Below are 15,463 nucleotides of genomic sequence, written 5' to 3'. Positions count from 1 at the left end.
CGGATCATCAATGACTACGGCACCCTCACAGGTCCAGTTTGCAAAAACCCAACCTGGATTGGCGGTGGCTTTTAAGACCGCCATTTCACCGACCCGGTAGGATTCTCCGCCAATGGCCGTTCCGCCATCTAGCGGTGAGGCAGTGGCGGTAATCAGGATATCGGTTTTATTATCGGGATCGTCGGGATCCGGATCAGGGTCTGGCGGGTTTTTGTCAACAACGCCGCCAGCCACTTCACCCAGGTCTTCTAATGCTACCTCTGCTAAATCCAATGCGCCATCAGCTAGCAACTCATCGCCGCCAAAATAGATTGCCGCAGCGATACCGGCGGCAATGGCGGCAGCCGTAGCAGCGGCGGCGGCGATTTTTACGATTTTTTGGGCTTCACTGCCACTACTTTCTTTATAAACCGCCACAACAGTTGTATTTCCGGTCATATAGAGGGTCAGTGTGCCTGCCTTGGTATTGGAGGTCACACTTTTTAAGGTGTTCCCGTTGCTGTCTTCAAAATGCGAGAAGGCATACCCGGCCTGATTTCCCTGAGAGATGGTAACCAGGGTTCCATAAGGATAATATCCCGATGGGGCGGCCTGGCCGCTGCCTTTGGGATTGACATTCAAGGTCAGGTAACAGGCCTCCGGCGAATAGTTAGCCTGGATCGGGGCTGCATCTACTCCCGGTGTTCCAGCTACCGTATAGACAAAGCTGGTTTTTTTACTCAGGGTCGTATTGCCCTGAGTCCAATTTTCAAAATTGTAATTTCCATCCACGGTGCTACTGATATTAAAGGATTCCCCAACATTTCGATAGCCGCTGCCGGACACCTCGCCGCCGTTTAAATCCACGCCGGGAATGGTTTGATCAGTAACGTAGGCATTTTCCACCAGAATTCCAATGTCTTTTAAATGCAGCCTGGCCACCAGCGGGGTAGTATCCAATAACTGATAGCTAAATGAGGGTTCGCTGCTGACTAAAACCGGGGTTTCCTCATCAGTATACCAGCCATCAAAAACCAGATTGGCGTCCACTGTTCCGTAGTTAAGGGGAATGGCGTCCTTAAAATTCCCACTCACCTGTTGGTTGGGAAATTGGGTTACCTGGGGAACCACGCCGGGCAGCAGATTCCGTTGATAATTATCTGTCCATTCGGCGGAAACAGGAACTGTTACCGTGTATTCCTGGACAAAGTCATACTGAATTGCCAGCGGCTCGGTGATGGCGTCAATGGTATAAACCGAATCATAGGAAATCAATGCGCCGGTGCCATCCAGATAATCTTTAAAAATCGCATTCGGCATGGTTTGATTGGCGGTGGCGGTTAAGACCACCTTGTCGCCATATTCCGGGATGGTTCCAGCCGCAGCCAGGACCCCATTTTCATAAACAGCCATGGCCACGCTGCCATAAACAGCCCGTCCTGGATCCACCGGGGTCAGGGTCACCGGGCATTGTAAGACATCAAAATTGGCCGTGTAAATGACATCATTTGCCACATTCACCTCCAGATCCGGAGTGGTGATAACTGTGTCATCCAGATTATTGGTCCAGTTAACAAATTCAAATCCGGTATTGGGGATAGCGGTGAGGGTTGTCTGAGTCTGATAGTTAAAGGTTCCCCCACCGGTGACGGTGCCCATGGTCGTCGGGTTGGCCACGGCACCAATGTTATTCTGGCTGGTATGGAATTGAGCGGTTAACGTATCATTTCCTGTCACCGTAACATCATAGGAGCTGTCCATTGAGACCACATCTCCGGCGGTATTGACCCAGCCATCAAAAACGTAATTGGGATCAGGCGTGGCTACGGCCGTGATCACCTCCCCATAAAAGGGACCAGTGGGCGGGTAATTGGCCCAGGCGGCGGTTCCGCCGCCGCTGGCAGCCACATTAATGCCCACGGTATAGGCAATCGGTGCAAAATTTGCCTGGAGTGACATGTTGGCATCCGGTTGCAAAATCCAGTTGGCGTCGGTACTTAAAACGGCTCCGGGCTGGGGATCTGCCAGGGCATCCGTCCAGTTCACAAAGGCATAGCCGCTATCCGGGGTTGCCGTTACCGTCAGCGATTGGCCGTAGAGTACCGAATCCTGGGATTGGCTCACGGTTCCGCCCGGGGTTTGGCCGGTCACTGCCACGGTATATGTTTTAGGAGTATAATTTGCTACATAGGTTTCCACCGGATCCGGTCCAAAGGTCACGTCAAAGGTGACATCAGGATAGACGGTTCCGGCAGCATCGGTCCAATTAACAAAATCATAATTAACCGAGGTTTCGGCCGAAATGGTTTTGGTCGTATTTTTGGGCCCCACCAGGATATCTGTCTTTTTCGCCGCCGCGGGATCACCTTTGGTAATAATCACGCCGTAATCCGTGACAAAAACAGCCACCAGACTGGTCGCTTTAGTTACCGTATAATTAAAATCTGCGGTTTTACTGATCAGTTTACCATCCTCAAACCAGCCAAGAAACAGAATTGCTGTATTGGTGGTATTGGCCGCCATATTAAGCACGGTTCCATAGCTGTAAATGTCCTTTGCGGGACTGACTGATACCTGATCTTCAATGGATTCCTGAGCGACCATCGAAATATTCACCAGATAAGTTTCCGGCTCAAAAATCGCCGTGTACTGTCCCTGGCTGGCTTCGCTGGCAGTAAAGGTATATTGGGGATTGGTACTCACGGCTAAATCCGAATCACCCTGGGTCCAACGAATAAAATTATAATTGGCATTGGGAATGGCCGTTAAGGTTACACTTGCGCCCTCCTCAAAGGAACCGCCGCCAGTGACGGTTCCGTCTGCTGCAGGAGAAGGCGTAACCGTAATGGGATATTGCACCACCGCAAAGTTGGCTGTCAACGCCATATTCCCGTTAATCGTGATGCTGGCATTGGGGCTGCTGGACACGGTGTTCCCTGATCCATCCACCCAACCCGTAAAAACATAGCCATCCGCCGGAGTGGCCTGGATATTTACCTGCTGACCGTAACTTAGGTTTGTTCCCCCGCTGCCCACGGTTCCGCCATTGGTTGGATTGGCTGTCAGACTCAGGCTATACGCTACCTGAGAAAAATTGGCAATCAGACGGGTATTCTTGCTGGGCTCAAAGGAGTAGGTTTGATCAGTACTGACGCTTTGACCGGTATCCCCATCGGTCCAGCCGGTAAAACTGTAGCCATTAGCTGGGGTCGCCACCACGGTGGCGGTTTTGCCATAGGTTATGGAAGTTGCCGAGGTTACCTGGGCGGTTCCTCCCGGAGTTGGGGTGGCTCCCACCGAGATGGTGAATGTTTTGGGGGTAACGTTGGCAATATAGGTCTGTAACCCTTTTTGCACTTGTACGGTTAGGTTCGGATTGGTACTCACCACCGTCCCGGCACTGTTGGTCCAATTCACAAAATCATAGGTATCTGATTGCCCGTTAAAACTCAGGGTGGTTCCAATCGGTTGCACTTCGATATCCACATCTCTTGATGAAAACGGATTTCCCAGAACAATCACCGAACCCCAATTAGTCCCAAAAACAGCGTTAATCAGTACCGGTTCTGTAACTGTATAGGCGAAGGTCGGCGATTTGGATAATAACACCCCATTTGCATACCAGCCTGAGAATGTCACGCCGGAATCAGTACTGCTGGCGTTCAAAGACAACACCGTTCCGCTGGCATAGGTTCCCGATACCGGGGTCACGGTAATGGTCTTAAGGGCTGCCGGTGAAGCAATGGTTGAAATTTTTACTGGCATCTGGGTCGCTTCAAACACCGCTGTATATTCCCCCGCGGCAGCATCGCTGGCGGTAAATGCATAGCTGGCATCATTACTGACAACCGCCTGGGATTCGGTATTGATCCAATTGACAAAGGTAAAACCCGCGGCCGGGGTGGCCGTAAGCGTCACCGCGTCACCACTGATATAGGTGCCAGCACCACTTACGGTGCCGCCACCGGTGGGAGTCGCTGAAACCTGAATCTCCACGGTATCCGGAACAAAACTGGCCGTATAGTTGACATTGTCCGTCACTGTGACATTCAGAGTTGCGCTGGTTCCCACCACCGCATTGTTTTGATCGGTCCATTGGCTGAACTTATAGCCGGCATTTGGCGTGGCCGTAAGCGTTACCTGTGTTCCATTGGCAACGTTACCGCCACCGCTGACGGTTCCGTTGCCGTCACTGGCCACGGCAACACTACACATGATCGGCTCAAACATCATTTGATAGGTGCCGGATTCCGTTACCATCACATTTACCGGCTGGGTATAGGCGGTGTATGAGCTGTGATTATTCGCATCGATAAAATAATAACCATTGCATTCATAGCCGGGATTTGGAGTGGCAACTAAATAGATACTATCAAGCAAACTATAGGAACCTGTTTCATCAAACACGGATCCTCTGGTTGGGTCGGAGCTTTCGACGATGATATTAATAGCCCCATCAAAAGTAAAGGTCAAACCGACATCATCATGTAAAATAAAATCAGCGGTAGCAGCATTGTTAGCTACCTGGGTGGTGCCATCCGCAAAGGTTGCTAAAATGCTGGTAACCTTATAACCATTAATGGGGGTTACATTAACACTGAGCGTTGATCCGGTGGGATAAGCGCCGTTACCCGTCTGTCCACCTGTTCCGCTAACAGCGACACTGCCAAAGATGGGATTGAGGTCTTCCACCTGAACCTGTACGGTACTGACCGGCGGTGGTGTCACCGCATAAAAGCTAACTGTAATCACGGTATCGGCAGTTAAGTTAAAAGTAGTGGGTGTCAGTGGGGTTTCGTAGATCAGTCCCCCCATTGATGCCGAAATCAGATAAACCGCATAGCCCGGGTTGGCCACGGCATTTACTTTCAGGGTGGAACCCTGGGGGTAGGCTCCCGGGCCGGTTTGACCGCTGCCACTGAGGGTAACCGTCCCGAAAGCCGGGTCAACATCGGCCAGGGTCACATTAACGGTGGACCCGTTAGTTTCTATACTGTTATTCGCCGCTTGCGCGAAAACCGCGGCCTGGGGTAGGATGGTATTTAATACCAATACCAATGCAAGCACGACTGCCAGGTTCTTAAATTTTTTCATTTGCTCTCCTCTGTTTCTGATCGACTGATTTGGGGGATAACAGGACTGACATTGAACCTTTCTTTTTTTTCTGCATTTTCTTTCTTTGTTAGCGACTTGGTCAAGACCGGTGTTGATCCTGCCAGATCAATTTAATTTGTAAATTTTTTTGCCCAGTTTCAAAAACTGGAAACACCTTTAATCAATAGACTTCATAAATCTGCAAAATATAGCTTATTTTTATTTCATCGACATAACGTTACCCTTACTTTAGTATTTTACAACCTGTTTTAAATAATATTGAATTTCTCCCTGTCCATAGCGATTCTTCTTCTCTGGATTGCAACACAGATAAACATTGTCATAAAAAAAGTTATAAATCAAACACAAATAGCCACCTCTCATTTTTGACAGGTGGCTATTTGTGTTTAAATTTATTTTTTTTACAATGCTGTCTGAATGATCTAGACTAATGGGGGTTCAATGATCACATTGGTATTATTAACACCCATTTCAGTTTTAGATCTTAAATTCATCTCATGAACATCTGCTGTTTCAAACAATGATATTTTTTTAATCACTTTTACCCAGATCACTGAGTAGGCAATCAATACGGCAAACAATCCAAAGAATATTTTATAGACCAGAATTCTGGTATCACCTTCGGCAATATGCCAGATCATATAGACGTTGCCAACAATACATAAAATCTGCGGTATCCCAAAGAAGGTCAACTTTTTATTGCGTCCCGGCATGTCCGGATATTTCTTTCGCAGCACCAGCACCGAAATATTAACCAGAATATACGAGGTTAACCAGAAACATGATGCCGCCAGCAGAATCGTCGCCAAACCTGAAGACTGGGTAAATCCGGTGATCAGCATCACCAGATCGCCACCAAAAATCAGCACCAGGCCAGCTACCGGGATATTGCTTTTATTTTTTTTGGTAAAAATCTTTGGCATCATATCATCCTGTGCCATGCCCGACAGTATTTTACTGACACTGCCCAGTACTGTATTGGCGGTACTGATCCCTGCCAGCAGGGTCACAATTCCCATCCAGTAAAGACCGAGATCTCCCAACAGATTTTCAGCAAATAGCATATGCGGCATCGGTGAACTTGCCAGTGCTTCCAGGGTGACATAATGGGTCATCCCAACGCCGAGCATAGCCTGAACACCAAACAACAAAATTAGACCAAGAATCATTGACAGGGTCACATCACGCTTGGGATTCCTCAAATCCTTAGCCATCGGAATAACAAATTCAATGCCAATAAATAACCAAAACGCTAAAGCAGCCAGTGAAGCATAACCGCTGATCCCGGTTACTGGCGGTGGCGTTTGCTGGGCAGCGGTAATCACTGTTCCTGTCCCCAGATTAAAGAAACTGATAATCCCCAGGGCAATTAATGAACCAATTAGTAACACGACCACCACATTCTGAACCTTGGCAAAAATATCCACCCCATTGAAATTAACTAAAAACAGAATGGCCAGTAACAAAACACTGAGAATGGGGGCCGGGATCATTGGCAGGAAGATCTGATTGATGACCATCCCACACATCGCCATTTCGACCGAAGATGCCAGAATCATGGTAATAACATAGGCTGATAAGTTTGAAATAATCGATGCCACTGGCCCAAGTCCTGCTAATGTATATTGACCAAGTCCGCCTTCTACATCTGGCATGATTGCATGAAGCTCTCCAAATGTCAGCGACAGCATCACATTTAAGAATAGTACAATCCCTAACGAAACGATAAATCCTGAACCTGCCAAACCCATTCCCTGCCCGAGTAACAGCAAACAGCTTGTTGCCACAATCAGACCAACACAGACTGATACTGCAGAACCTAATCCTAATTTTTTTTGATTCTCCATAATAATCTCCTTCTAATTTTTTTCTTTACACTTTCTTTCTTCATTGAATAAAGTGTCTGGGGATGTTTATTGCCTATAAAAAAGATGCCCAAATATCCCATCCGGATATCTGAGCATCTTTGCTCCCGCTATAATTTTGATAACAATTTGCTAAATATGAAGAGAAATACCATCGTATTTCTCTTCAATTCCCGGAAAACCACCGCCCACACGCAAGCTCAGTTTTCCGATGAAAATAAAAAGACAAAACAGTTGATTTCCCAACGGAAAATCAGACTGCTTTGTCTTTCTGACCTTACTATACTTTATTTCTTGCGGCTTTTATTGTAAAAATCGGAACACTTTAAAGATTCGCGCGTTTTTTATTCTATTGGAACGGTAATCTGAGCAATCGCTTTTCCTTTTCCTCGGATAAAGGTGACAGTGATATTTTTACTATCCGTTTCCAGGCCGTAGGCAAGGCTTGCCGAACAGCTGCCACCAATAGTTGTTTCCTGAATCATCCGGTTGGGGTCTTTGATATTATACGTCTCCAGAATATTCCCTTCCTCGTCTGTTACAACAAAGTCTCCTTGGGCTAAGAAGAACTCCATATTATTTCTTTTTTCATAACTGATGTTTTCGTAAGTAAAATCCAGAAACACCACCTGTTTAGGATCAGACTCTGAGTTTGCATTTCTTTCCGGGGTTGATCTTGCCCCGTTAATGGTGACACTATAATCGCCATTGACAGTGGTTACCAAAAAAGGTTCGTTTAAGACCATTTCCGGCAGTTTTTTTTCGGCAACCGTGGTCTCATTCCCTTTATTATTGAAGTACGCTTCTATTCCACAGCCGGTGAGTCCAAAAACCATTAAACCCAAAACTAAAAGCATTAAACCTATCTTTTTCATCCTCGACCTCCGTATGACTAAATTATAGCCCCGTTGAAAGCGGAAGGCAAGGAGAAAACAGCCATTGCCACTGCGTTGAAACTAAAATAACACCCTTGGCAACGATGATTTTTCGTTATCAAGGGTGTTTTTATTTTTATTCCATTAAGTGCTTCGTTACTGATCTTTTCTTACTTTGGCAACGATCCGATTTTTCCAGCCCGGTACGCTTTACTGTATTTGCGGCAATGTTTATCCCATCCTAGTAATGCTTCGATGGCAAAAATAGTTCCCATCATGTCGCGGTTCATGGGATCCATCACAGCCGAGTCCATCCCGGCCTGAATGGCAAAAGCCATGGCATTTTTATTAATCAGTGATCGAACCGGCAAGCCAAAAGAAATATTGCTGATGGCACCAGTGACATGAATGGTCGGGTACAGTGTTTTGATAGCGCGAATTTCCGCAACAAAATTCAACAGGGACTGATTATCAGTTGACAATGCCATCACACAGGGATCAATATGAATTCGATCCTGGGTAATGCCATATTTAGCCGCTTTTTCGACCATACTTGTGGTGATGTCCAGCTTTGTCTGCAAATCAGTGGGGATTCCGTTATTATCGCAGGTCAGTCCCACCACTTCCCAGCTATTGCCTTCCATCAACGGCAGTAATACTGCACACTTATCGCCTTCTTCGGAGATGGAATTAAGCATCCCCGGTTTGTTGGCATATTTGAAAACAGCCTCTATAACCCGGGGATTAGGGCTATCAATACACAAAGGTGTATCGGTAACATCCTGAACAACTTCCATCAGCCATTTGAGGGTTTCAATTTCATATTCCGGTGCCGTACTGGCGCATACGTCGATAAAATCAGCTCCAGCCTCGGTCTGTTTCACGGCCCGAGTGGCGATAAATGCCGCATCTCTTTTTTCGATGGCTTCCTTCACTGCTGGAATGGTGCCATTAATTTTTTCTCCAATAATAATCATCTGTGTCTCCTTGTCTTTGTTATCAAAATCTATCGTTACGCTAAAATCCTGGTTTTAAATACTCACCGGGGTGTCTTCAAAATACTTTTTCCAGCTTCTCAGCAAATCGCTGATCATCCGGATACCCACCGCAGAAATCAGGACAACTTCTGTTTGTTCAACGGGTTTGTTCCAGGGCTTCAGGACCGCCAACTCATTGACGCTGCTCACTTCAAAAACTCCCTGATCCGTTCTCACAAAACCTTTAATCCGATGAGTCGAACCTTTTATTTCATTCAGGAATTGCTCAAATGCGTTATAATTGAGTAATGCTTCGGTCCTTAAAATCCGGGCATGGGGACGACTTTCCCAGGTATTTTCCGAAGGCCTGGCTGCTAACTCTACGCTTTTCATCGTCTTAACCAGCTCAGCCAAGGGCACCTCGCAAAAAGAGGTCTGATAGATTTCCGCCGCTGAATTGATGCCGTTAATTTTATCTTCAATGGCTTGCAGGGTTTCGACGTTTTGCAGATCAGCCTTGTTGATAATGACCTTGCTGGCATAAATGATCTGTTTTTCCAGGGCGGCGATCACTTCAAACTGTTTGAGAAAATAGACCCCATCCACAATACAAATGGAACCGGCATAATCATAGGCTTTACCGGAAATTTTTGTCACCGTCTCGAGGATAACCCCCATATTGGAAGGATCGGCAACTCCGGAGGATTCTACAAACACCACTTCCAATTGATGGTTTAAAAATTCCGCCAGCCCTTTAATGAAATTTTCTTTCAGGCAGGCACAAAAAACCGATCCGTTATTTAATTCAATCAGATCAAAAGCTTCATTGTTGATCAATTTTCCATCAATTCCGGTCTCCCCAAATTCATTCATCAGCACACCGATTTTTCGGCCTTCATATTCGGTCAAAAGCTTTTTTAACATCGTGGTTTTTCCGGCGCCCAAAAATCCGGTCAATAGGATAAGCTTCATTCCATTTCTCCTTATATTCAGAAGGGCGGCATTGGCTGCCGCCACTTCAGGCAAGATTCAGCCTACAGATATTTACCAACGACTTCAATCAATTCCTGCTTGCTGGGGATAATCGATGACCATTGGAGTTTCCCATTGATATAGGTGGATGGCAAATGCTGAACTCCCATTTTTTTGGTCCGGGCAATATCAACTTTGTTGGTGTATTTATATTCTTTAATCTCGATCTGATCACCAAACTCTTCTTCGGCCAGGGTAATTCCCTTGACCATATAGGTACAGGCCGCACAGGTAGCTGAATCCAGGGTGAAGATTTCAATCAGTGGTTTTTCCAGTTTGTCATAATCCGGAAGATCGACGGGAATATCTTCATCGACGGCCTCATAGTTTTCGATCATTTTGCGAACCGTTTCCGTTTGTTTAATCGCCTGAACAGTAGCCACCGTATTATCAATGGGGACATTATAGGGCATATCACAGCCGGGGCTGACAATCAGATTATGATGGTCGATCTGATCCAACATCTCCACAACAAATTTCATATTGTCCTGCTGATTACCGAACAGCAAGGTAGTTGTCAGGGGGATATTCCCGCCAATGGTGATATTATATTGATCGGTGACTTTTTTTGCTTCGTAAATGTTGACATTCTCATCAATGGAGATCCCGTCAGGATTGGTTCGGCACATCACATCCATCTGAACCGTCGCATCACCACAGACAAAGAAACTGCTTAATGCTCCCCTGCTGCGGATAAAATCAAAGGCTGCCTGGAAGGGTTCCAAAAACAGGGCCTCAATTGATTTCGGTGAAATCTGGCTGATCAACGGATCAACCAGGGCAATCACATCCATCCCGGCATCAATGTAATAGGCTGACATGGCATTACAAACTTCCACGCAGAATCCCACCAGTTCTTTGACATACTCCGGATACATGACAATATCCATAAAAAACTCGCTGCCACGGATATGGGATGCCAGGGTCACCGGTCCGCAAATTAAACCGTAGAGAGCAGTGTCATCACCCACTGCCGCTTTGACCCGTTTCATCACATCCACCACCATCGGAATTCGACCATCGGTAGCTTTGGGAATCTTGCATTTACAGGGTACCGTCAATTCACCGGCATAGGGATGACTCATTACCGATGGCGGATTATCTTCCGCCCATAACAGCTCGCAGCCCAATATTTCTGCTTCAATTTGAAGATCGAAGATCACGGGCATCCCGTCAGGGGTATAAAGCTTATGGACTTCCATCAGTGAATCAAATAGTTTATCGCCGTCGGTTAATACTTCCCGGGCGGAATAGCCTTTTAGAAAACCGGCATGAACCCCGCTGAAAGGAACCCATGGCACCTCATTGACCGTTTCGTGTCTTAATGTCTTTAAAATTAGATCTTTTCCCATTTTTTACCTCATTTTGAATTTTTTAGTTTATTTTTAATTGACTTGCTTCGTTACTGCTGTTGCTTCATTTTAATAGTTTTACTGCTGCTACCAATCAGCCTCTCAATCTCGGACTGACAAAGAATCGGTATTAGCATTCCGACTGACCAGGATTACCGCAACCAGCATCAGTCCAGCCCCGGCAACCGTATTGCCATTCCATGGTTCGCCATATAATAAAATGCCCAGTATTAAGGTTACCACCGCCTCAAAGGCAATAATCAGTGAGGTTTGCGTTGATCCGATTTTCTTGATCGCGAAGGTGACCATCTGCAAAACAAAGATGGTAATTCCTCCCAACGCCAGAGTGAAGAGAATTCCTTTAGCCGGTAATGCTAAAAAGTCTGGATTTCCTGAAACAATCCAGCCCTGAATCCCGAAAATCGCGGCACTGATTCCTCCCAGATAAAATATAATGACCGCATTTTTAAGTTCTTTAAGGCTGCTTTTCTGGAGACTGACCAGATAAATACCATATGTCAGTCCTGACCCCAGCGCTAAGATGCTGCCCAAATTAACAAGATCAAAATTGAAATTCATCAGAAATAAGATCCCGGCAATGGCAATGATCAACGCAATGATCTTTGTCTGGTTGGGCTTTTCTTTGAAAACCAGGCCCATAATGACCACCACAAAAAGTGGGTAAGAGAAATACAACATGGTGGCCAATCCCATCGGCATGTAATTAAAGGACTGGGCCAATAAAAAGGTCGCTCCGCCATATCCGAACACCGAAAAAATAAAAAGTTCCAGCGCCTGTCTTGAGGTTACTCTGATCTTTTCTTTTTTTAAGATAAAGCTTATTCCCAAGCCGATAAAAACAAATGCATAGCGATAAAATAAAATGGTGGTGGCATCCAATCCATCCAGCATTAACGCCTTGGTGAATACCGGAATGAGACCTGCGGCTAATGCGGCTGCAACGGCAGCAATGATTCCCGTTGACATGGTTTGCCTCGTTTTCTAAATTTGTATTTTTAAAAAGCACTCCTGAGTCGGAGTGCTTTATCTGTCCTAATCTTTAATGTCTCTCCGTCTATTTTAACGCTTAGCTATGCTGTTAACGCTTTAGCGGTATCCACCGCTCCCGATGCATCGGCAGCGTAAATGGCTCCTAATTTTTCGCTGTATGCTGGTGATAACGGTGCTCCACCAACCAGATATTGAACGGTTAAGCCTTCGTCCTGACAGGCTTTGATGACTTCCTGCATATAGGTCATGGTCGTCGTCAGCATCGCTGACATCCCGACGATATCGGCATTATGTTCTTTGACAGCGGCTACGAATTGCTCTACTTTGGCATCAATCCCCAGATCGATGACCTTGAAACCAGCGCTTTCCAGCATCATCACCACCAGATTTTTACCTATATCATGCAAATCCCCTTTGACGGTTCCGATGACGATGGTTCCCAGGCTGGGCATGTCTTTATCGGCAATCAGTGGCTTGACAATATCCATTCCAGCATTCATGGCCCGGGCTGCCATCAGCACTTCGGGAACAAACATTTCCCCGCTTTTGAATTTTTCTCCGACCACATTCATCCCACTTAACAAACCGTCATTAATAATCGCAATCGGATCGGCTTTAGCTTCAACCAGAAGATTAACATTTTCAATAATCCCTGGTTCATTTCCATCAATTACAAATTGTCCTAAATCGGCTATATTCAACATATCTTTTCACCCTTTTCCGTTTTCTTTATTTAATTTCTGCTAGCAGTTTTTCCAGTTCAGCCGCTTCTTCATCGGCAATCACATAGGTGTGGACACCATCATCTGGAAATGCGCCATTTCGCACTTCTTCACAAAATGCGGTAAATCCTTTTAATAGCTCAGCACCCACATTAGCGTATTTTTTTACAAACTTTGGAGTAAAGTCATCATAATATCCCACCATATCGGCATAGATCAGTAATTGACCATCGGTAAAGGAACCGGCACCAATTCCCAGAACCGGAATATTAAGGCGTTCGGTAATGGCTTTGCCAACTACCGCCGGAACCCCTTCAACCAGGATAAAAGATGCGCCGGCAGCTTCAATAGCTAGAGCCTGTCGCAATAATTCCATCGCCGCCCCGGCACTTTTGCCCTGGGCCTTATAGCCACCCATTTGAGCGGCAAACTGAGGTGTCAGACCAATATGTCCCATTACCAGAATACCGACATCTGAGATTGCTTTAATCCGCTGACAAACCGATTCGGTTCCGCCTTCCAGTTTAATGGCGTCGACCAGCGATTCTTTGGTAAAACGTCCGGCATTGAAAACCGCTTCTTCATTGGAAATTTGATAGGACATGTAGGGCATATCGCCAACGATAAAGGTATTTGGCGCCCCACGTCTGACGGCTGATGAATGGGCAATCATATCATCCATCGTTACCGGGAAGGTCGTTTCGTAACCTAAGGTTACCATTCCCAGGGAATCCCCAACCAGGATCATATCCACGCCGGCCCGTTCTTCATATTTGGCTGTTAAATAATCGTAGCCGGTAATGTATACAATTTTCTCTTTCTTTTCTGCCATTTCTCTAAAATTAATAATACTTTTTTTCATCATACGCTCCTTAGTGTTTTTATTATTTTATCTTCAGACCAGTCTTCTTAAAAGACCATCCACCATCGCACGCTGTTAAAGCGTGCGAAAGGTTGAGGGTCTTGGTTTATATTATTTTAAGGGGTGTCTGAGGGATATAGATTAGATAACTATTTGAGTTTACCGGTTCTTAAATAATCATTGAGTTCTTCTTTGGTCATGTTATCAATACCAATGTATTCCAAGGTATAGCCATTTTCGGTCAGGTCTCTGCCGAGAATGGCACAGGCCAGACTGATCATTGAGTCAACAACCGGGGTCTTAACGCCATAGACATCACCCAGTTGCTGATACACATAACAACCAACGGGAATATCTTCGGTGATGTAGCGGTTTTCCATGGTAAATGGACCGGTACCGTATTGGATCGGATCCTGTTTGTCAAAAGGAATCAGGTAATCCAGTCCCATGTATTCCTGGCCCAGGACGTTTTCCCGGGAGAAGAAGTGTTCTTTTTCATAGGGTTGAATGCCTACTCCAATGGTATCTGCCAGGGTACATTCTTCCTGATAGAAGGTGTATTGAACCTGGGAAATCGAAGGACAGTAAGCATGGGAATAAATTGAGAATTTGAATTTATCTTCCCCGAAAATAGTCCCAAAGTTTTCCATGGTAGAAACCCCGAGGATTGCGCCCGGACAGTGGAGCACGGGATTAACATTTGAGAAACCGGTATCTAAGACAGTATCTCCGGCCACAGCGCCTTCGCCTTCAGTCACAGCATCCATTGATGGCAGGTATTTAGAGCTTTCGATAAAGGCTTCAGTATCAGTGGCTGGCATTGCTGCACCCCGCAGAGTAATAGCCCGGTAATAGACTCGGATTTTATGAGTAATCACGCCACCTGGCATTTCCACCCGGCTGCCATAGGTTGAGCTTGACCAGCCGCCGATGATAACATTCTTGGTACAGCCGGCTTCACGCATCATTTTACGCAGGATTAAGGTACCAAAATTGTCGGGGAAAATATGAATGACCTGTCCATCTTCCAGACAGGGAATCAGTTTTTCAAAAAAAGGTTTATGTCCAAAAGTGGGGGTGGCAATAACAATGATACCAGCGCCCTTAACTGCTTCAGCGACATCGGTGGTAACCTTGTCCATTTTGGCAAAGCCTTCCCGTTCAAAACCATATAGATTAACTTGTTCGCCAAAAAATTTGATCCCGACTTTTTCAACATTTTTTAATGTTTTTTCAGCGAAAGGTTCAAAGTCACAAATTCTGACCTTGGCTCCGCCCAATGCACAGTCTCCGGCGATCGCCTTGCCAACTGCACCAGCCCCTAGTACTGCAATGGGCTTGTCTTTTAAATAACTCATGTCTGCCATATTTTTTCTCCTTTTAATCATCTCAATTAGGAATAATTGATTGTTTATTTACTCACTGCTGATTTAAAGCAAAGAACGTGCCAACTTGCATCTAGGATTAGAATTGCTTTAATCACTCATTTATCCTTTAAAAAATTCTTACACAAAAAAACGCAGTGCAAAATTCTATAACACCTCCCTTTGTTTTCACTGTTCATTCAATCATTTTTTATCATTAAACCGTCTTCTATCGACATTCTTTCAATATGCTTCTTTTTTTTGCATGGTATCAATTTTTGCATATGAAATCGATTATTCAAGTATTTT

General features: G+C 45.6%; 10 protein-coding genes. All 10 read right to left on the bottom strand.

Features of this window, described 5'->3' with window-relative positions:
* Positions 1–5,073, bottom strand: a 5,073-nt coding sequence (locus tag ACEW8F_RS10280) for a beta strand repeat-containing protein (RefSeq protein WP_373483379.1), incomplete at its 3' end; no start/stop codon positions are given.
* Positions 5,074–5,516: 443 nt separating this feature from the next.
* On the bottom strand, positions 5,517–6,941 hold the full coding sequence (locus tag ACEW8F_RS10275; protein ID WP_373483378.1) for an APC family permease: 1,425 nt from the start codon (positions 6,939–6,941) through the stop codon (positions 5,517–5,519).
* Positions 6,942–7,303: 362 nt separating this feature from the next.
* Positions 7,304–7,834 carry a hypothetical protein gene (locus ACEW8F_RS10270; RefSeq protein ID WP_373483377.1) on the bottom strand — a complete coding sequence of 177 codons (531 nt, stop codon included), beginning with the start codon at positions 7,832–7,834 and terminating at the stop codon, positions 7,304–7,306.
* Positions 7,835–8,004: 170 nt separating this feature from the next.
* Positions 8,005–8,811, bottom strand: a complete 807-nt coding sequence (locus tag ACEW8F_RS10265) for a methyltetrahydrofolate cobalamin methyltransferase (protein WP_373483376.1) — start codon at positions 8,809–8,811, stop codon at positions 8,005–8,007.
* Positions 8,812–8,865: 54 nt separating this feature from the next.
* A complete protein-coding gene (locus ACEW8F_RS10260; RefSeq protein WP_373483375.1) occupies positions 8,866–9,783 on the bottom strand; it encodes a GTP-binding protein in 918 nt (305 codons plus the stop codon).
* A gap of 62 nt (positions 9,784–9,845) precedes the next feature.
* Complete coding sequence (locus ACEW8F_RS10255) at positions 9,846–11,195, bottom strand: uroporphyrinogen decarboxylase family protein (RefSeq protein WP_373483374.1); 1,350 nt, start codon at positions 11,193–11,195, stop codon at positions 9,846–9,848.
* 102 nt (positions 11,196–11,297) lie between these two features.
* A complete protein-coding gene (locus ACEW8F_RS10250; RefSeq protein ID WP_373483373.1) occupies positions 11,298–12,182 on the bottom strand; it encodes a DMT family transporter in 885 nt (294 codons plus the stop codon).
* 104 nt (positions 12,183–12,286) lie between these two features.
* Complete coding sequence (locus tag ACEW8F_RS10245) at positions 12,287–12,910, bottom strand: corrinoid protein (RefSeq protein ID WP_373483372.1); 624 nt, start codon at positions 12,908–12,910, stop codon at positions 12,287–12,289.
* 25 nt (positions 12,911–12,935) lie between these two features.
* Positions 12,936–13,790: a 3-methyl-2-oxobutanoate hydroxymethyltransferase gene (gene panB, locus ACEW8F_RS10240; RefSeq protein ID WP_373483371.1), complete on the bottom strand. Its 855-nt coding sequence runs from the start codon at positions 13,788–13,790 to the stop codon at positions 12,936–12,938.
* A gap of 149 nt (positions 13,791–13,939) precedes the next feature.
* The gene (locus ACEW8F_RS10235) at positions 13,940–15,157 is read right to left on the bottom strand and encodes an NAD/NADP octopine/nopaline dehydrogenase family protein (protein WP_373483370.1); all 1,218 of its coding nucleotides are present in this window, start codon (positions 15,155–15,157) and stop codon (positions 13,940–13,942) included.
* Positions 15,158–15,463: the final 306 nt, after the last annotated feature.

Origin of the sequence: Acetobacterium sp. (assembly GCF_041752335.1) — a bacterium.
In the GTDB taxonomy this organism is placed as follows: domain Bacteria; phylum Bacillota; class Clostridia; order Eubacteriales; family Eubacteriaceae; genus Acetobacterium.
The sequence above is the reverse complement of the archived record's forward strand: the minus strand, read 5'-3'. Positions and strand labels throughout refer to the sequence as shown.

What these genes read in the sequence shown, in the direction of transcription:
- ACEW8F_RS10275 (WP_373483378.1), bottom strand. Translation starts at nt 6,941, where the DNA reads ATGGAGAATCAAAAAAAATTAGGATTAGGTTCTGCAGTATCAGTCTGT.
- ACEW8F_RS10270 (WP_373483377.1), bottom strand. Translation starts at nt 7,834, where the DNA reads ATGAAAAAGATAGGTTTAATGCTTTTAGTTTTGGGTTTAATGGTTTTT.
- ACEW8F_RS10265 (WP_373483376.1), bottom strand. Translation starts at nt 8,811, where the DNA reads ATGATTATTATTGGAGAAAAAATTAATGGCACCATTCCAGCAGTGAAG.
- ACEW8F_RS10260 (WP_373483375.1), bottom strand. Translation starts at nt 9,783, where the DNA reads ATGAAGCTTATCCTATTGACCGGATTTTTGGGCGCCGGAAAAACCACG.
- ACEW8F_RS10255 (WP_373483374.1), bottom strand. Translation starts at nt 11,195, where the DNA reads ATGGGAAAAGATCTAATTTTAAAGACATTAAGACACGAAACGGTCAAT.
- ACEW8F_RS10250 (WP_373483373.1), bottom strand. Translation starts at nt 12,182, where the DNA reads ATGTCAACGGGAATCATTGCTGCCGTTGCAGCCGCATTAGCCGCAGGT.
- ACEW8F_RS10245 (WP_373483372.1), bottom strand. Translation starts at nt 12,910, where the DNA reads ATGTTGAATATAGCCGATTTAGGACAATTTGTAATTGATGGAAATGAA.
- panB (WP_373483371.1), bottom strand. Translation starts at nt 13,790, where the DNA reads ATGAAAAAAAGTATTATTAATTTTAGAGAAATGGCAGAAAAGAAAGAG.
- ACEW8F_RS10235 (WP_373483370.1), bottom strand. Translation starts at nt 15,157, where the DNA reads ATGGCAGACATGAGTTATTTAAAAGACAAGCCCATTGCAGTACTAGGG.